Raw genomic sequence first — 15,360 nt, 5'->3', positions numbered from 1 at the left:
TTCTTTTTCTGAAGAAAAAGAAGCAAAAAGACTTTCTTCAGTTTGGCGTCCCGCCTCAGGCCATACGCGGGACGCCAACTGACAAAAGTTTTTTGGTTCTTTTTTTCAAAAAAGAACGTCTTACTCTTCCAGCAAACTCAAGGCATTCCGCGCGCCCATCGCCCGCGCCATCTGCGCCGCCGTGGCCCCCGCGGCGTCCTGCGCGTTCCGGTTGGCACCCGCCTGCAGCAGCGCCTCCACCATTTCGTCGCGGTTGAACATGGCCGCCATCATCAGGGGCGTGCGGCCATCGGGCCCGGCGGCGTCCACCGCGGCACCATGCTCCAGCAGGGCCTGGACGACGCCGCTGGCGCCCTTGAACACCGCCCCGGCCAGCGGCAGCTGGCCGCGGTCATTGGCCAGGTTCGGGTTGGCGCCGCGTTGCAGCAGCAGGCGCACCGCCGCCTCCTGCCCGTGATAGGCGGCCAGCATCAGCAGGCTGTCGCCCTTCTCGTTGCGCAGATCGGCCGGCAGCCCGTGCTCCAGCGCCGGGGCGAGCGTGGCCGTGTCGCCGGCGCGGGCGGCGTCGAACAGCTTCTCGGCCAGCGCCCGCAGCGCCTCGGGATCATCCTGGGTCATGGCGTCTCCTGCTGTCTGTCCCCGCCGATATGGGGCCGGGCGCGCGGGCTGGGGAAGGGGTGGCCTGGACAAGGCCGCGCCGCAGCGCGAGCCTGACCGCATGACCGCGCTTCACACCTCGCGCCGGCCCTGGGTCGGCGTGCCCGCCTGCCATCGCGAGTTGGGCGGGCATTGGCAGCATGCCACCCCCTCCCGCTACATGACCGCCCTGGCCGAGGGCGCCGGGGTTCGCCCGGTGCTGATCCCGCCCATGGCCGATGCGCTGGACGCGGAAGGCTTCCTGGAGCGGCTGGACGGGCTGCTGGTGCCGGGCTCGCCCAGCAATGTGCAGCCGGCGCTCTATGGCGGCGGCGCGGCGCCGGAGGGCGAGCTGGAGGATCCGGACCGCGACGCGACCAGCCTGCCGCTGCTCCGCGCCGCCATCGCGCGCGGCCTGCCGGTGCTGGCCATCTGCCGCGGGCTGCAGGAGATGAATGTCGCCTTCGGCGGCACGCTGCACAGCCGGCTGCATCTGCTGGCGGGGCGCGACGACCATCGCGGCCAGGGCAGCAGCAGCGCGGAGCGATACCGCATGCGCCACGATGTGGCGGCCGAGGGGCTGCTGCGCCAGGTGACCGGCCAGGCGCGCTTCCTGGTCAATTCCGTGCACATGCAGGGTGTGGACCGCGTCGCCCCCGGCTTGGCGGTGGACGCCCTGGCGCCCGACGGCACGGTGGAGGCGCTGCGCCCCGAAGCCGCCACCGGCTTCCAGCTGGCCGTGCAATGGCACCCCGAATGGCGCTTCCACGAGGATGCGCCGAGCACCGCCCTCTTCCGCGCCTTCGGCGCCGCCTGCCAGGGAGTAGCCCCATGAGTGACTGGAAAACCCGCGCCGGCAGTCCGTTTCTGCGCGAGAAGCAGCCGGCCCTGGCCAGCAAGGGCATGGTGGTGACCAACCACCCCGTGGCCTCGGCGGCGGGGGCGGAGATGCTGCTGGCCGGCGGCAATGCGGTGGACGCCGCCATCGCCGCGCTGTTCACCCTGACCGTGGTGGAGCCGATGATGGTCGGGCCGCTGGGCGGCGGTGTGGCGCATCTGCGGCTGCCGGATGGGCGGCATGTGGTGCTGGACGGGCTCTCCACCGCCCCCGCCGCGGCGCGGCCGGACATGTATGAGCCGCTCTCCGACACCCTGCCCGACTATCAGGAGACGGCGGGGCGGAAGAACGCGCTGGGCGTGCTGGCCATGGGCGTGCCGGGGGCGCTGGCCGGCTGGTGCCGGGCGCTGGCCGAGCATGGCAGCCTGCCCCTGGAGGAAGTGCTGCGCCCGGCGATCCGCGCCGCGGCGGAGGGTTTCCGTGCCACCGCCTATCTGACCGGCGCCATCGCCGATGCGGCGCATGAGCTGGCGCTGGACCCGGGCCTGGCCGCGACCTTCCTGCCCGGCGGCGCGCCGCCGGCGGTGGGCGCGCTGATCCGCCAGCCGGAGCTGGCCGAGTCGCTGCGGCTGATCGCGCGCGAGGGCCCGGCGGCGCTCTATGGCGGCGCGCTGGGCCGGGCCCTGGCGGCGCATATGGCGGCCTCCGGCGGGCTGATCACCGAGCGCGACCTGGCCGAATACCGGGTGGTGGAGCGCGCCCCGATCACCGGCGAATATCGCGGCTACCAGGTGATGGCGCCGCCGCCGCCCTCCTCGGCGGGCGTGCATGTGACGCAGATGCTGAACCTGCTGGAGGGCTATGACCTGGGCGCGCTGGGCTCCGGCAGCGCCGCCACCGTCCACCTGCTGGCCGAGGCGCTGAAGATGGCCTTCGCCGACCGTGGCGTGGCGACCGCCGACCCGGCCTTCATCCGCGTCCCCGTCGAGCGGCTGACCGCCAAGGACTACGCCGCCGAGCGCCGCGCCCTGCTGCGCCAGGATCGGGCGCAGGACTGGACGCCCGGCATCCCGCCCGGGGAGGTGCTGGCCGAATCCGCCAACACCACGCATGTCACCGTGGCGGATGCCGCCGGCACCATCGTGGCGACGACGCAGACCATCAACAGCCTGTTCGGCGCGCGCTTCACCATCCCCGGCACCGGGCTGATCGCCAACAACTACATGTTCAATTTCGACCCGCATCCGGGCAAGGCGCTGTCGGTGGCGCCGGGCAAGCGGGTCTTCACCTCGATGGCGCCGACCATCGTGGCGCGCGATGGCAAGCCCTGCTTCGCGCTCGGCCTGCCGGGGGGCCTGCGCATCTTCGGCTCGGCCATGCAGGCGGTGATCAACCTGATCGACCACGGCATGGAATTGCAGGACGCGGTGGAGGCGCCGCGCATCTGGACCAATGGCCACACGCTGGAGCTGGAGCCGACCATCGCCGCCACGCTGGACCCGGCGCTGGCCGCGATCGGCCACCGGGTGCAGCGGGTGAAGCATATCGGCGGCGGCATGGGCGCCGTGCGCTTCCATGAGAACGGCATGATCGAGGGCGCCGCCTGCTGGCGCGCCGATGGCACGCCGGTCGGCATCTCGGGCGGGCTGGCGCGGCCGGGTGTGCGCTTCGACCCGGAGGTGCGGGCGGCCAAGGCCTGAAACAGGAAACGCCTGTAACAAAAAACCCGGGGGAGCGATCCCCCGGGGCCTATGGTCAGGCTGTCGGGCGCCGCGCGCCCGCTACTGCCCGCGGGGCAGAACCGTCAGGGGCACTCGCACCCATCGGTCGGGCCGGATTCGCCGCGCACGATGTGGTGGTCGATCCACTCCGACACCAGCCGGCGCGCCTCGTTCACCGAGGATTCCGGGTGGTGGATCCGGTACAGCGCCGTGCAGGCCCGGAAGGACGACAGATCGTCATTCCCGGTCTCCCGCAGCTCACGATACGCGGTCACCACAGCACGCTCACACCGACGGGTGATGTGGCTGAAGTCGTTGCCCATCCGCTCTTACTCCTGCAGTTGCGAGCCAGTTGAGAATGGCTCGCAACTCGTCCCGGCGTTTTTATAAGCTCATCTGAATGGGCGTTCAAGTTTCCTCTGCGCCAGAAGCCGCCCATGCCCTGGTCGCAAGGGGGACTCGGGAGGGGCGGGGACGCCCCTCCGCCGCCCCGCCTCAGGCCGCGGCGACCGCCTCGGCCAGGGCCTTGCCGACATCGGAGGTGTTGGCCTGGCCGCCCATGTCGCGGGTGCGCGGGCCGCCCTCGGCCAGCAGCGTCTCGATGCTGCGGGTGATGGCATCCGCCGCCTGCTTCTCCCCCAGATGCTCCAGCATCATGGCCCCCGACCAGATCTGCCCGATCGGGTTGCAGATATGCTTGCCGGCGATGTCCGGGGCCGAACCATGCACCGGCTCGAACATCGAGGGATGCGCCTTCTCCGGGTTGATGTTGGCCGAGGGCGCGATGCCGATCGAGCCCGCCACCGCCGGGCCGAGATCCGACAGGATGTCGCCGAACAGGTTGGAGCCCACCACCACGTCGAACCAGTCCGGGTGCTGCACGAAATGCGCGCAGAGGATGTCGATATGGAACTGGTCGGTCGTCACATCCGGGTAGCTCTTCGCCATCTCGGCGAAGCGCTCATCCCAGTAGGGCATGGTGAAGGTGATGCCGTTCGACTTGGTGGCGCTGGTCAGCTTCTTGCGCGGCCGGGTCTGGGCCAGCTCGAAGGCGTATTTCATCACCCGGTCCACACCCTTGCGGGTGAAGACCGCGTCCTGGGTGACGAATTCCCGCTCGGTGCCGGCGAACATCCTGCCGCCGGAGGAGGAATACTCGCCCTCGGTGTTCTCGCGCACCACGTAGAAATCGATCTCGGCCGGGGTGCGGTTGGCCAGCGGCGTCTTGGCGCCGGGCATCAGCTTGCAGGGGCGCAGGCTGATATACTGGTCGAACTCGCGGCGGATCGGGATCAAGAGGCCCCAGAGGGAGACATGGTCCGGCACGCCCGGCCAGCCCACGGCACCGAGAAAAATGCTGTCGCTCTGCCGCAGCCGCTCGATGCCATCCTCCGGCATCATGCGGCCGGTCTGGGCATAGGTCTCGCAGGACCAGTCGTAATGCGCCAGCTCCAGCTCGAAGCCGAAGCGGCGGGCGGCGGCGTCCAGCACGCGCAGCCCCTCGGGCACGGTCTCCTTGCCGATGCCATCTCCGGGCACGACGGCGATGCGGTATTTGCGGGACATGAGCTTTCCTCCGATCGGGCCGGCGGAGCGTAGCCAGCATGGGCGGCACGACAAGAGGGGGAAGGGAAAAGGGTTCTTTTTTGAAAAAAAGAACCAAAAAACTTTTGTCAGTTTGGCGTCCCGCTCATGTCCATATGCGGGACGCCAACTGAAAGAAGTCTTTTTGCTTCTTTTTCTTCAGAAAAAGAAGATCCTTAAATCCAGCCTCTTGCCTTGATCTCCGTGGCCACGCGCGCCGCCTCATCCAGCGGCACGCGGTTGAAGGGCGCCGCCCCGGCCGAGAGCGGCCGCGCCTGCCCGGCCTCGTACAGGCTCTGCCACAGCCGCCGGTGGCGCGGCGCCGTGGTGGTTTCGGCGATGAAGAGCGGCGCCTCGGTGGCCAGCGCCTCGCTCAGCATGGAGACCGAGTCGCCGGTGGCGATCACCGCATCCGCCCAGGCCAGGAAACCGGCATAGGGGTTGGGCCCGGCATTGCCCCAGCCATGCAGAACATGCGGCACGCCCTGCAGCGCCGCCGCCACGGAGGCCGCCGCCGCCGCCCCGCTGCGGCGGGAGGTGGTGGCCAGCACGCTGCCGCCCATGCCCGCCGCCTGCCGCGCCAGGCCGGCGGCGAGATCGGGGTCCAGCCCCTCCCCCCGCACCGCGCCGCCCAGCAGCAGCGCCACGCGCGGCCCCGGCAGCGCGCCGAGTTCCGCCCATTCGGCGCGGGCGGCGGCCAGCGCCGCCGGGCTCATCCGGTGGCAGGCGCCGAGGATGGGGAAGAGGTTCGCCGCCCCGCGCGGCGAATCGTGCCGGCCGACCACCAGCAGGTCGAACTCCGCCGCGCCGAAGCCCGGGCGCATGGCGTGCACCAGCCTGGCGCCCCGCCGCCCCAGCCAGCGCGCCACGGGGGCCGAGCGCCGCCCGGCCGAGAGCACCAGGCGCGGCCAGGGCGGGCGGATCGCCAGGCGGGCGCCGGCCTCCACCCCGGCCAGGGTGGGCACCGGCCAGGGGATGCGCGCCAGCGCCCCCCAGCGCAGCGGGATCGTGGCAAAGGGCAGGCCCAGCCGCTCGGCGATGCCCAGCGGCTGGGCGGCGGTGCCGGCGCGCGGGTCGGCCAGCACCCAGATGGCGGCATCCCCCGCATCCGTCATGGACGCGCCACGCCCAGGGCGTTACCAACCGCCCCCAAAGGAGACCCCGCCATGCCTTCGACCCATGCCTCCGACTGGGACCGCGACGCGGCCCTGACCACCGCCCGCATCCTGCTGGAGATCAAGGCGGTCAACTTCCGCCCGGAAGAGCCCTACACCTTCACCAGCGGCTGGAAGAGCCCGGTCTATATCGACTGCCGCAAGATCATCTCCTTCCCGCGCGCCCGCAACCGCATCTGCGACCTGGCGGTGGAGAAGATCGGCCGGCATATCGGCTATGAGACGATCGAGGCCGTGACCGGTGGCGAGACCGCCGGCATTCCCTACGCCGCCTGGATCGCCGACCGCATGATGGCGCCGATGTCCTATGTACGGAAGAAGCCCAAGGGCTTCGGCCGCAACGCGCAGATCGAGGGCGACGTGCCCGAGGGCAAGCGCACCCTGCTGGTCGAGGATCTGACGACCGACGGCGCCTCCAAGATCCGCTTCGCCCAGGCGCTGCGCGATGCCGGCGCGATCTGCGACCACACCTTCGTGGTGTTCTTCTACGGCGTCTTCCCCGGCGGGCAGGAGCGGCTGAAGGAGATCAACCTGAACCTGCTGCATCTCTGCACCTGGTGGGATGTGCTCGAGGTCTGCCGCGAGCGGCCCTATTTCTCCGAGCACGCGCTGAAGGAGGTCCGCAAGTTCCTGGAGGACCCGACGGGCTGGTCCAAGGCGCATGGCGGCATCGGCTCCCCCGAAGAGATCACCGCCTCTTAATTTTGTCAGGCTGCCGCCGTCTGGTGGGGAGGCGGGCCTCTCCACGGGCGCTGCCCGAGGGTGGAACGGGGGTGCGGGGCGCCCCTTCCTGCCCTGGCAGCCTGAGGACCTTGGGCGCGGCTCAGGCCGCGCTCACCCGCTCCACATGCCATTGCCACAGGCAGAGCAGCGGCGTGACGCCAAGCTCCATGGCCAGCGCCAGCCAGCCGGCCAGCCCCGGATCGCCCTGCACGCCGAGGCCGATCAGCCGCCCCACACCCCCCACCACCACGACGAAGCCCAGCAGGCGGAAGCGTTTTCCCTGCCGCTCGATGGCGGGCAGCATCCACCAGAAGGCCAGGCCGATGCCCAGCAGCAGGCCGGAGAGGTAGCGGTAATGGCTGTCGGCCGGGGCGCCGGCGGCCTCAAGCCCCAGCGCGGCGCCGGGCAGCATGGCCGGCCCCAGCATCACGCCCACCAGCCCGGCCGAGACCGGCACCAGCGCCGCCAGGGCCACGGCGGCGCGCAGCAGCCGGCGATGAAGCGATGGTGTCATGGTTCCTGTTGGCGTTGCGGCGGCGGTTTCGCTATCGCCTGGAGGGTGGTTCGCGCGCGCGGCGCGGGTCACGCTCCAACCCGCGACGCCGCGCGCGGGTTGCCGCACGCAGCCAGTAGAGGGCGAACACCGCATGGGTCCTGCCGCACGCCGCCACCTCCTCGCCTTGCTGGCGAGCGCCGCGCCCGGCCTTGCCCTGGCCCAGGCGCCGCTGCCGCCGGCGGCGCGGGAGAGCTTGAGCATCGGCATCAACCAGTACCCCTCGACCTTCCACCCGAATATCGAGAGCATGGCGGCGAAGTCCTACATTCTGGGCTTCGCGCGCCGCCCGATGACCGCCTATGACGCGGAGTGGCAGCTCACCTGCCTCTCCTGCGAGCGGCTGCCGACGCTGGAGAATGGCGATGCGGTGCTGGAGACGACGCCCGACGGCAAGCCCGGCCTGCGCCTGACCTACCGCCTGCGCGAGGGCGAGCGCTGGGCCGATGGCACCCCCGTCTCGGCCGAGGATCTGCGCTTCGCCTGGGAGGCCGGCCGCGCCTTCGAGACCGGCTTCGGCCCTGCCGAATTCTACCGCTCCGCCTATGAGCTGATCGTGGTGGACCCGCGCACCGTGACGCTGCGGCTGGACAAGGTGACCTACCAGTTCGCCGCGCTGGGCGATTTCCAGCCGCTGCCGGCGCGGATCGAGCGGCCGATCTGGGAGGCGGACCGCCGCAACTACCGCAGCCGCACCGCCTATGACACCGACACCACCAACCCGGCGCTGTGGAACGGCCCCTACCGCGTCACCGCCGTGCAGCCCGGCGCCGGCGTGACGCTGGAGCGCAACGCGCATTGGTCCGGCCCCGCCCCCGCCTTCCAGCGCATCGCCATCCGCACGGTGGAGAACACCGCGGCGCTGGAGGCGCAGCTGCTGGCCGGGCAGCTCGACATGGTGGCGGGCGAGCTCGGCCTGCCGCTGGAACAGGCGGTGGCGCTGCAGCGCCGCACCGGGGATCGCTTCCGCTTCGCCTTCACCCCCGGCCTGACCTACGAGCATATCGACCTCAACCTCGACAACCCGATCCTGGCCGATCGCCGGGTGCGCCAGGCGCTGCTGCTGGGCGCCGACCGGGCGCAGATCGTGGCCCGGCTCTATGACGGAAAGCAGGAGGTGGCGGCGAGCGGCGTGCATCCCCGCGACGCCATGTATGACCCCGACATCCCGGCCTATCCCTTCGACCCGGCCCGCGCCGCCGCCCTGCTGGAGGAAGCCGGCTGGCGCCCCGGCCCTGACGGCATCCGCCGCAACGCCGCCGGCCAGCGCCTGGCGCTGGAGCTGATGACCACCGCCGGCAACCGCGCGCGTGAGCAGGTGCAGCAGATCCTGGCCGGCATGTGGCGCGCCATCGGCGTCGAGACGCGCATCCGCAACGAGCCGCCGCGCATCTTCTTCAGCGAGACGGTCAGCCGCCGCCGCTTCGAGGGCATGGCGATGTTCGCCTGGATCAGCAGCCCCGAGAATGTGCCGCGCACCACCTTCCACTCGGACGAGATCCCGCGGCCCGAGCGCAATTTCTCCGGCCAGAACTACACCGGCTACCGCGATGCCGAGGTCGACCGGCTGATCGAGGCGATCCCGCTGGAGCTGGACCCGGAGAAACGCCGCCCGCTCTGGTCCGAGCTGCAGCGCCGCATCGCCACCGATTTGCCGGCCCTGCCGCTCTGGCACCGCGCGGATGCGCATGTCTGGCCGCGCTGGCTGGAGGGGGTGCGGCCGACCGGGCACCAGAACTATTCCTCGCTCTGGGTGGCGGAATGGCGGGTGCGCTGAGGCTCGCCGCCTGGCGGCTGCCGCAGATCGCGGTGACGCTGCTGCTGCTGTCGCTGGCCGCCTGGTTCGCCATCGGGCTGATGCCGGGGGATCCGGTGTCGCTCGCCATCATCTCCGACCCCCGCCTGACGGGGGAGGATGTGGCGCGACTGCGCGCGCTGCACGGGCTCGACCAGCCGCTGCTGGCCCGCTACCTGGCCTGGGGCGGCGGCGTGCTGCGGGGCGAGTTCGGCTATTCCCGCCTCTTCGCCCAGCCGGTCGGCGCCGTGCTCTGGCCGGCGCTGCTCTCCACCCTGGCGCTGGTCGGCAGCGCGGTGGCGCTGGCGGCGGTGCTGGGCGTGGCGCTGGGCGGGCTGGCGGCGCTGAAGCCCCGCGCCGCGCCGCTGGTGCAGGCGGTGGCGCTGCTCGGCCAGGCCATGCCCTCCTTCTGGCTCGGCATCCTGCTGATCATCCTGTTCGCCGTCACGCTGGGCTGGCTGCCGGCCGGCGGTTTGCCGGGCGAGGGCCAGCCGGCCTGGCGCTTCCTGCTGCTGCCGGTGGCCACCATCGCCTTCGGCCAGCTCGCCGCCTATGCCCGCCATGCCGCGGCGGCGCTGAAGGCGGAGCTGGCCCGGCCGCACATCACCGCCGCCCGCGCCCGCGGCAATGGCGAGGGGCGCGTGCTGTGGCGCCATGCCCTGCCGAATGCCGCCGTGCCGCTGCTGACCCTGCTGGCGCTGGATGCCGGCGCCCTGGTCTCCGGCGCGCTGGTGACCGAGACACTCTTCGCCCGCCCCGGCATGGGCAAGCTGCTTTACGACGCGGTGATGGGCAATGACTACAATCTGGCGCTGCTGGCGCTGCTGCTGGTGGCGCTGGTGACCATGCTGGCGACGCTGGCGGCCGACATCGCCCAGGCCTGGCTCGATCCACGGATCGGCGAGCGATGACCAGGCTGCGGCTCGGCCTCTTCCTGCTCGCTGTGCTGGCGCTGGCGGCGCTGGCGGCACCCTGGCTGGCGCAATGGCTGGGGCGCGATGCCTTCGCCCCCGACCTTTTCGCCCGCTACGCCCCGCCCGGCCCGGACTATCCGCTGGGCGCCGATGAGCTGGGGCGCGACCTGCTGCTGCGGCTGGCCTATGGGGCGCGCATCTCGCTCGGCGTCGGGCTGGCGGCGGCGCTGGCGGCGGCGCTGCTCGGCACCGCCATCGGGCTGCTGGCGGCCTGGCGCGGCGGCTGGGTGGATGCGGTGCTGATGCGCCTGGCCGATGGGCTGCTGGCCCTGCCCGCCCTGCCCATCCTGGTGCTGCTGGCGGCGGTGGACCCGGCCAGGCTCGGCCTGCCGCGCGGTGACGCCGCCACCGACATGCTGCGCATCATCGCCATCCTGGTGCTGTTCGGCTGGGTCGGCGTCGCACGCCTGGCGCGCGCCGCGGCGCTGTCGATCCTGGCGCAGGATTATGTCCGCGCCGCGCGGGCGCTCGGCGTGTCGGAGGCGCGGCTGCTCTGGCGCCATGTGCTGCCCGGGCTGCGCGCGCCGGTCGCCATCGCCTGCGCGCTCTCGGTCGCCGGCGCCATCCTGGCGGAGAGCGTGCTGAGCTTCCTCGGCCTCGGCATCCAGCCGCCCGCCCCCTCCTGGGGCAACATGCTGGCCAATGCGCAGGAGGCGGTCTTCGCCGCCCCGCTGGCGGCGGTCTGGCCGGGGCTGGCCATCCTGGTCGCGGTCGCCGGCTGCGCCCTGGTGGCGGATGGGGTGGCGGAGCGCTAGGCGCGCTCCTCCAGCCCGCAGACCATCGCCAACCCGGCCAGAACGGCGCAGAGCGACAGCGCCACCGCCGCGCCCGCCCCTTCCAGCGCCATGCCGAAGAGCGGCGCGCCGAGCATCTGCCCGCTGGCGATGGCCAGGAAGGGCAGGCCGAGGCCGAGCTCCGGCCGCTCGCCCAGCAGCGCCGTGCCGCGGATCAGCAGCGCGCCGCTGGAGACGATGTAGGCCACGCCGAACAGCGCCATGGCCGCGAAACCCAGCGCCGGCAGCGCGGCCAGCGCCGCCATCAGCAGATAGGCCAGCGCCAGCCCCAGCAGCGCCGCGCGATGCACCCGGCCCAGCCCGAAACGCCCCACCAGCGATCCGGTCGCCGCCCCCGCCAGCCCGCCCAGGCCGAGGGTGATCCAGGCCAGCGGGATGCCGGCGCCCGCGAAGCCCGGCTGGCGGCGCAGCAGATCGGCGCCGAAGGTCCAGATGGCGGTGCTGGAGGCGCCCATCAGCAGCGCCGCCGCGCAAAGGCCGCTGAGCCCCGGCACCGCCAGCGCCCGCCAGGACAAAGTGGTGCGCGATGCCGCTGTCTCCTCCCGCCCCGGCAGGGCGACCCACAGCCAGGCGGTGACACCGAGGCCGAGCAGCGCGAAGCCCGCATAGAGCCCGCGCCAGGACTGGGAAAACCCGAGTGCGGCGAGGCCGGAGAGGATGATGCCCGCCGCCGTGCCGGCATTGATCAGCCCATTGGCGCGCGGCCGAAGCGGCGCCGCGACACGCCGCCCGACGGCCGCGGCCAAAGGCGGCGAGGCCAGGCCGGTGCTGAGGCCCGCCAGCGCGATCGCCGCGCCCAGCATGGGGGCGCTGTGGGCGATGGCCACCAGCGCCATGCCCGCCACCGCCGCCAGCCCGGCCAGCACCGCCAGGATTCGCGGCCCGTGCCGGGCACCGGCCAGCGCGGCATAGACGATGCCGAGGCCATAGGCGGCGAAGGCGCCGCCGCCGATCCAGCCGGCGGCGCTGGCGCTGAGGTCCAGTTCGAGGCGGATCTGCGGCAGCAGCAGGCCATAGGCGAAACGCGCCAGCCCATAGGCCAGGGCGGTCAGCGCGAAGCCGGCGCCGATCAGCGCGGTGTGCCCCCTCACGCCCCGGCCGGGCCCGCGGCGCGCAGCAGCGCGGCGGCGGCCTGTTTCGCCGCCTCCAGCACGGTGAGGTCGGCGACGCTGGCGGCGGCCGTCGCGCCCTCGAACAGCAGCCAGATCTGGGTGGCCAGCGTGTCCTCGCGGCGGCCCAGCGCCGCCGCCACGCGGTCGGCGATGATCGCGCGAAACTCCGCCTTCTGGCGGCGAACGGCGGAGACAATCTCGGGATTGGCGCCGGCATATTCGGCGCGGGCCCGCAGCAGCAGGCAACCCCGCGCGCCGCGCTCGGCCAGCCAGTCGCGCAGCGTGTCGAACAGCGCGGCGACGGGATCGGCGTCCTTGGAGGAATCCTCCAGCCAGGCCAGGAAGCGGCGATGCCGCGCCTCCAGCACCGCCAGCACCAGCGCGTCGCGCGCGCCGAAATGCTTGTAGAGCGTCCGGGTGGAGACGCCGGCGGGCGCCAGCACCGCATCGATGCCGGTGCCGCGGAAGCCGCCGCCATCGAACACCGCCTCGGCGGTCGCCAGGATCTCCGCGCGCTTCTCCATGCAGCTTATGTAAAACGATCGCTTTACACCGCAAGGGTGGCTCAGGGCAGCAGGGCCGCCGCCGCCATGCTCAGGGAAGCGCGGCGGACGCCGCGCGGGCCACCGCCGCCTTCAGCGCCTCCAGCCGCCCCGGCTCGGCGAAGCGCGTGGCGGTGCCGGACAGGCACAGCGCCCCCAGCAGCGCGCCATCCCGCCCGCGCAGCGGCGCCGCCACCGCCGCCAGCTCCGGGTCGCGCTCCCCGATCGAGACGGTGAGCGCCGCGCCGCGCAGCACATGGCCCGCGGCACCCCGGTCCAGGGGCAGCAGGCTGCCGGGCGGCAGGTGGTCGCGCACCGCGTGCCGCCCCTCGATCCGGAAGCGGCAGAGCCGCATCTCCCCCTGGCGGATGTAGAAGCTGGCGCTCTCCCCGGTCTCCTCGGCCAGCCGCCGCAGCAGGGGCGGCAGGGCCGCCTCCAGCATCGCCTCGGGCGCCGCGGCGCGCAGGCCGAGCCCGACCAGCGCCGGCCCCAGCCGCCATTCCGGCGCGCCGCCCTCGCGCAGCAGCATTCCCGCCCGCTCCAGCGAGGCCATCAGCCGCAGCAGCGTGCTCTTGTACAGGCCGGTGCGGCGCGACAGCTCGGCCAGGCTCAGCGCCCCCTCCCCCGCCCGGAAGGCGAAGAGGATGGACAGCGCCCGGTCCACCGCGCCGACACCCTGCTCCGGCGCGGGCGGCTTGACGGCCATGGGCGCGCTCCTCCATTCTGTCTGACGAAAAGAAATTCTGTCAGACGGAACGGTGCCGTGTCAACCAACCCCCTGCCGCTCGCCGGCCTGCGCGTGCTGGATTTCGGCCATACGGTGATGGGCCCCTCCTGCGGCGTGGTGCTGGCCGATCTCGGCGCCGAGGTGATCCGCATCGAGCCGCCGGAGGGCGACCGCACGCGCCGCCTGGGCGGCTTCGGCACCGGCTTCTTCGCCACCTACAACCGCAACAAGACCAGCCTGGCGCTCGACCTGAAGGACCCGCGCGGCAAGGCGGTGCTGGAGAAGCTGATCCCCGGCGCCGATGTGCTGATCGAGAACTACGCCCCCGGCACGATGGAGCGGCTCGGCCTGGGCTGGGAGCAGCTGCGGGCGATCAATCCCGGCCTGGTCTATTGCGCGCTGAAGGGGTTCCTCCCCGGCCCCTATGAGGATCTGCCGGCGCTGGACGAGGTGGTGCAGATGCAGGGCGGCCTGGCCTACATGACCGGCCTGCCCGGGCGGCCGCTGCGTGCCGGGACCTCGGTGGTGGACATCATGGGCGGGGTGTTCGGCGTGGTCGGCATCCTGGCGGCGCTGCGCCAGCGCGAGGCCACCGGCCAGGGCCAGAAGGTGCAATCGGCGCTGTTCGAGAGCGTGGCCTTCATGGTCGGCCAGCACATGGCCGCCGGCGCCATGGCCGGGGAGCGCGTGCCGCCGATGACGGCGCGCCGCATCACCTGGGCGATCTACGACGTCTTCGCCGCCCGCGACGGCCAGGTCTTCGTCGGCGTCACCAGCGACCAGCACTGGCAGCGCCTGGCCGCGCATCTCGGGCTGACGGCGCTCGCCGCTGACCCGGCGCTGGCCGACAATGCCGGGCGCGTCGCCGGGCGCGACCGCATCATGCCCGCGCTGGAGCGTATTTTTGCTGGTATGAGCGTGGCCGAGGTGCTGGAACTCGGCCGCTCCGTGCGCATCCCCTGCGCGCCCGTTGCGCATCCCGAGGACCTGTTCACCGACCCGCATCTGCTGGCCAGCGGCATCCTGGGCGAGACGCGTCTGCGCGACGGCCTGACCGCACCCCTGCCGATGACCCCCTTGCACTTCGAGAATTCCTCTCTGGCCCTGCGCCGCCAGCCGCCCCGTGTCGGCGAGGGCACCGCCGGGCTGCTGGAAGAAATCGGCATCCCGCCCGAGGAGCAGGCGGCGCTGGCCGCCGCCGGCATCCTCACCTTGCCCGAGCCGGAGACCGCCGCATGAGCCTGCCCTTCCGCATCGAGATCCGCGAGGAAGGCCCGCGCGAGGGCTTCCAGTTCGAACAGAAAGAAATCCCGACCGAGCGCAAGCTGGCGCTGATCCAGGCGCTGGCGCGGACGGGGTTGAGGCGCATCCAGACCGTCTCCTTCGTCGATCCGCGCCGGGTGCCCGGCATGGCCGATGCCGAGCTGGTCTGCCAGGGCCTGCCGGTGGTCGAGGGCGTGGCCTTCGGTGCGCTCTGGCTGAACGCCAAGGGCTTCCTGCGCGCCCTGGTGGCGCCGAACCTGACCATCGATGGCAGCGTCTCGGTCTCCGCCTCCGAGGTGTTCGGCAAGCGCAACCAGAATCGCGACCGCGAGCAGGACCTGGCCGCCGCCGCGGCGCTGATGGCGCTCTATGCCGAGCATCGCGTGCCCTTCGCCCGCGCCACCATCATGGCCGCCTTCGGCTGCAATTTTCAGGGCGAGGTGCCGGTTTCCGCCGTGCTGGACCGCATCGAGGCCATCCTGGCCCTGGCCGGCGGCGCCGGGCTGCAGCGCCCGGTGGTGTCGCTGGCCGACACCATGGCCTGGGCGACACCGCGCCGCATCGCCTCCGTGGTCGGCGCCGTGCGCGACAAATGGCCGGATCTCGAGCTGTCGCTGCACCTGCACGACACGCGCGGGCTCGCCATGGTCAATGCCTGGGAGGGCATGCGCCTCGGCGTCACCCGTTTCGACGCCGCCATCGCGGGGCTGGGCGGCTGCCCCTTCGCCAAGCATGCCGGCGCCGCCGGCAATCTCTGCACCGAGGATCTGGCGCTGCTCTGCGCCGAGAGCGGCATCGAGACGGGTCTCGACCTGGAGGCGCTGATCGAGGCCGGCCGGCTGGCGGAAGAGGTGGTCGGCCACCCCCTGCCCGGCCGCGTGAAACAGGGCGGCCGCCTCACCGCTTAGCTTTTTCGGGGCCGG

Annotated in this window: 16 protein-coding genes; 8 read left to right on the top strand and 8 right to left on the bottom strand. The window is 72.4% G+C overall.

Annotated features, from left to right (window positions below; genetic code table 11):
• Positions 1 to 120 precede the first annotated feature (120 nt).
• Positions 121 to 618: an ankyrin repeat domain-containing protein gene (locus QE401_RS05125; RefSeq protein ID WP_307137185.1), complete on the bottom strand. Its 498-nt coding sequence runs from the start codon at positions 616 to 618 to the stop codon at positions 121 to 123.
• 100 nt (positions 619 to 718) lie between these two features.
• On the opposite strand from QE401_RS05125, the gene QE401_RS05120 reads away from it, so the two are divergent.
• Positions 719 to 1,471 carry a gamma-glutamyl-gamma-aminobutyrate hydrolase family protein gene (locus tag QE401_RS05120; protein WP_307137184.1) on the top strand — a complete coding sequence of 251 codons (753 nt, stop codon included), beginning with the start codon at positions 719 to 721 and terminating at the stop codon, positions 1,469 to 1,471.
• Positions 1,468 to 3,174, top strand: a complete 1,707-nt coding sequence (gene ggt / locus QE401_RS05115; protein ID WP_307137183.1) for a gamma-glutamyltransferase — start codon at positions 1,468 to 1,470, stop codon at positions 3,172 to 3,174. The genes QE401_RS05120 and ggt overlap by 4 nt, the downstream gene beginning before the upstream one ends.
• A 104-nt stretch (positions 3,175 to 3,278) precedes the next feature.
• On the opposite strand, the gene QE401_RS05110 is transcribed toward ggt, so the two are convergent.
• The 3 genes from QE401_RS05110 to QE401_RS05100 all read right to left on the bottom strand — a co-directional run bounded on the left by QE401_RS05110 (position 3,279) and on the right by QE401_RS05100 (position 5,894).
• On the bottom strand, positions 3,279 to 3,518 hold the full coding sequence (locus tag QE401_RS05110) for a hypothetical protein (protein WP_007002922.1): 240 nt from the start codon (positions 3,516 to 3,518) through the stop codon (positions 3,279 to 3,281).
• A gap of 172 nt (positions 3,519 to 3,690) precedes the next feature.
• A complete protein-coding gene (locus QE401_RS05105; RefSeq protein ID WP_307137182.1) occupies positions 3,691 to 4,761 on the bottom strand; it encodes a tartrate dehydrogenase in 1,071 nt (356 codons plus the stop codon).
• Between the two features lie 194 nt (positions 4,762 to 4,955).
• On the bottom strand, positions 4,956 to 5,894 hold the full coding sequence (locus tag QE401_RS05100) for a mitochondrial fission ELM1 family protein (protein ID WP_307137181.1): 939 nt from the start codon (positions 5,892 to 5,894) through the stop codon (positions 4,956 to 4,958).
• A 51-nt stretch (positions 5,895 to 5,945) separates the two neighbouring features.
• Here QE401_RS05100 and QE401_RS05095 point away from each other — a divergent pair, with 51 nt between their 5' ends.
• Positions 5,946 to 6,656 carry an orotate phosphoribosyltransferase gene (locus tag QE401_RS05095; RefSeq protein ID WP_307137180.1) on the top strand — a complete coding sequence of 237 codons (711 nt, stop codon included), beginning with the start codon at positions 5,946 to 5,948 and terminating at the stop codon, positions 6,654 to 6,656.
• Between the two features lie 121 nt (positions 6,657 to 6,777).
• Here the strand turns inward: QE401_RS05095 and QE401_RS05090 are convergent, their stop codons facing one another.
• Positions 6,778 to 7,191, bottom strand: a complete 414-nt coding sequence (locus tag QE401_RS05090) for a DUF4345 domain-containing protein (protein WP_307137179.1) — start codon at positions 7,189 to 7,191, stop codon at positions 6,778 to 6,780.
• Positions 7,192 to 7,324: 133 nt separating this feature from the next.
• On the opposite strand from QE401_RS05090, the gene QE401_RS05085 reads away from it, so the two are divergent.
• Genes QE401_RS05085 through QE401_RS05075 form a run of 3 tightly spaced genes read left to right on the top strand, consistent with a single transcriptional unit; the run spans position 7,325 to position 10,754 of the window.
• Positions 7,325 to 9,007 (top strand): peptide ABC transporter substrate-binding protein, encoded by a 1,683-nt coding sequence (locus QE401_RS05085; RefSeq protein ID WP_307137178.1) that lies wholly within the window; start codon positions 7,325 to 7,327, stop codon positions 9,005 to 9,007.
• Positions 8,992 to 9,936 (top strand): ABC transporter permease, encoded by a 945-nt coding sequence (locus QE401_RS05080; RefSeq protein WP_307137177.1) that lies wholly within the window; start codon positions 8,992 to 8,994, stop codon positions 9,934 to 9,936. Before QE401_RS05085 ends, QE401_RS05080 begins: the two co-directional genes overlap by 16 nt.
• The gene (locus QE401_RS05075; RefSeq protein ID WP_307137176.1) at positions 9,933 to 10,754 is read left to right on the top strand and encodes an ABC transporter permease; all 822 of its coding nucleotides are present in this window, start codon (positions 9,933 to 9,935) and stop codon (positions 10,752 to 10,754) included. The genes QE401_RS05080 and QE401_RS05075 overlap by 4 nt, the downstream gene beginning before the upstream one ends.
• On the opposite strand, the gene QE401_RS05070 is transcribed toward QE401_RS05075, so the two are convergent.
• From QE401_RS05070 to QE401_RS05060, 3 genes are all read right to left on the bottom strand, one after another.
• Positions 10,751 to 11,884 carry an MFS transporter gene (locus QE401_RS05070; RefSeq protein WP_307137175.1) on the bottom strand — a complete coding sequence of 378 codons (1,134 nt, stop codon included), beginning with the start codon at positions 11,882 to 11,884 and terminating at the stop codon, positions 10,751 to 10,753. The genes QE401_RS05075 and QE401_RS05070 overlap by 4 nt on opposite strands.
• Positions 11,881 to 12,429 (bottom strand): TetR/AcrR family transcriptional regulator, encoded by a 549-nt coding sequence (locus QE401_RS05065; protein WP_307137174.1) that lies wholly within the window; start codon positions 12,427 to 12,429, stop codon positions 11,881 to 11,883. Before QE401_RS05065 ends, QE401_RS05070 begins: the two co-directional genes overlap by 4 nt.
• A 70-nt stretch (positions 12,430 to 12,499) precedes the next feature.
• Positions 12,500 to 13,153, bottom strand: coding sequence for an IclR family transcriptional regulator (locus QE401_RS05060; protein WP_307137173.1), 654 nt, complete (start codon positions 13,151 to 13,153; stop codon positions 12,500 to 12,502).
• A 57-nt stretch (positions 13,154 to 13,210) separates the two neighbouring features.
• Between QE401_RS05060 and QE401_RS05055 the strand changes: the two genes are divergently transcribed.
• Positions 13,211 to 14,413 carry a CaiB/BaiF CoA transferase family protein gene (locus tag QE401_RS05055; protein ID WP_307137172.1) on the top strand — a complete coding sequence of 401 codons (1,203 nt, stop codon included), beginning with the start codon at positions 13,211 to 13,213 and terminating at the stop codon, positions 14,411 to 14,413.
• Positions 14,410 to 15,345, top strand: a complete 936-nt coding sequence (locus QE401_RS05050) for a hydroxymethylglutaryl-CoA lyase (RefSeq protein WP_307137171.1) — start codon at positions 14,410 to 14,412, stop codon at positions 15,343 to 15,345. Before QE401_RS05055 ends, QE401_RS05050 begins: the two co-directional genes overlap by 4 nt.
• The last annotated feature ends 15 nt before the right edge of the window (positions 15,346 to 15,360 follow it).

Origin of the sequence: Pseudoroseomonas cervicalis (assembly GCF_030818485.1) — a bacterium.
Classification (GTDB): domain Bacteria; phylum Pseudomonadota; class Alphaproteobacteria; order Acetobacterales; family Acetobacteraceae; genus Pseudoroseomonas; species Pseudoroseomonas cervicalis_A.
Note: the sequence above shows the minus strand (reverse complement) of the source record. Positions and strands in the feature narration are given on the sequence as shown.

Coding starts and splice junctions, on each gene's coding strand:
- QE401_RS05125 (WP_307137185.1), bottom strand. CDS start 618: ATGACCCAGGATGATCCCGAGGCGCTGCGGGCGCTGGCCGAGAAGCTG.
- QE401_RS05120 (WP_307137184.1), top strand. CDS start 719: ATGACCGCGCTTCACACCTCGCGCCGGCCCTGGGTCGGCGTGCCCGCC.
- ggt (WP_307137183.1), top strand. CDS start 1,468: ATGAGTGACTGGAAAACCCGCGCCGGCAGTCCGTTTCTGCGCGAGAAG.
- QE401_RS05110 (WP_007002922.1), bottom strand. CDS start 3,518: ATGGGCAACGACTTCAGCCACATCACCCGTCGGTGTGAGCGTGCTGTG.
- QE401_RS05105 (WP_307137182.1), bottom strand. CDS start 4,761: ATGTCCCGCAAATACCGCATCGCCGTCGTGCCCGGAGATGGCATCGGC.
- QE401_RS05100 (WP_307137181.1), bottom strand. CDS start 5,894: ATGACGGATGCGGGGGATGCCGCCATCTGGGTGCTGGCCGACCCGCGC.
- QE401_RS05095 (WP_307137180.1), top strand. CDS start 5,946: ATGCCTTCGACCCATGCCTCCGACTGGGACCGCGACGCGGCCCTGACC.
- QE401_RS05090 (WP_307137179.1), bottom strand. CDS start 7,191: ATGACACCATCGCTTCATCGCCGGCTGCTGCGCGCCGCCGTGGCCCTG.
- QE401_RS05085 (WP_307137178.1), top strand. CDS start 7,325: ATGGGTCCTGCCGCACGCCGCCACCTCCTCGCCTTGCTGGCGAGCGCC.
- QE401_RS05080 (WP_307137177.1), top strand. CDS start 8,992: ATGGCGGGTGCGCTGAGGCTCGCCGCCTGGCGGCTGCCGCAGATCGCG.
- QE401_RS05075 (WP_307137176.1), top strand. CDS start 9,933: ATGACCAGGCTGCGGCTCGGCCTCTTCCTGCTCGCTGTGCTGGCGCTG.
- QE401_RS05065 (WP_307137174.1), bottom strand. CDS start 12,429: ATGGAGAAGCGCGCGGAGATCCTGGCGACCGCCGAGGCGGTGTTCGAT.
- QE401_RS05060 (WP_307137173.1), bottom strand. CDS start 13,153: ATGGCCGTCAAGCCGCCCGCGCCGGAGCAGGGTGTCGGCGCGGTGGAC.
- QE401_RS05050 (WP_307137171.1), top strand. CDS start 14,410: ATGAGCCTGCCCTTCCGCATCGAGATCCGCGAGGAAGGCCCGCGCGAG.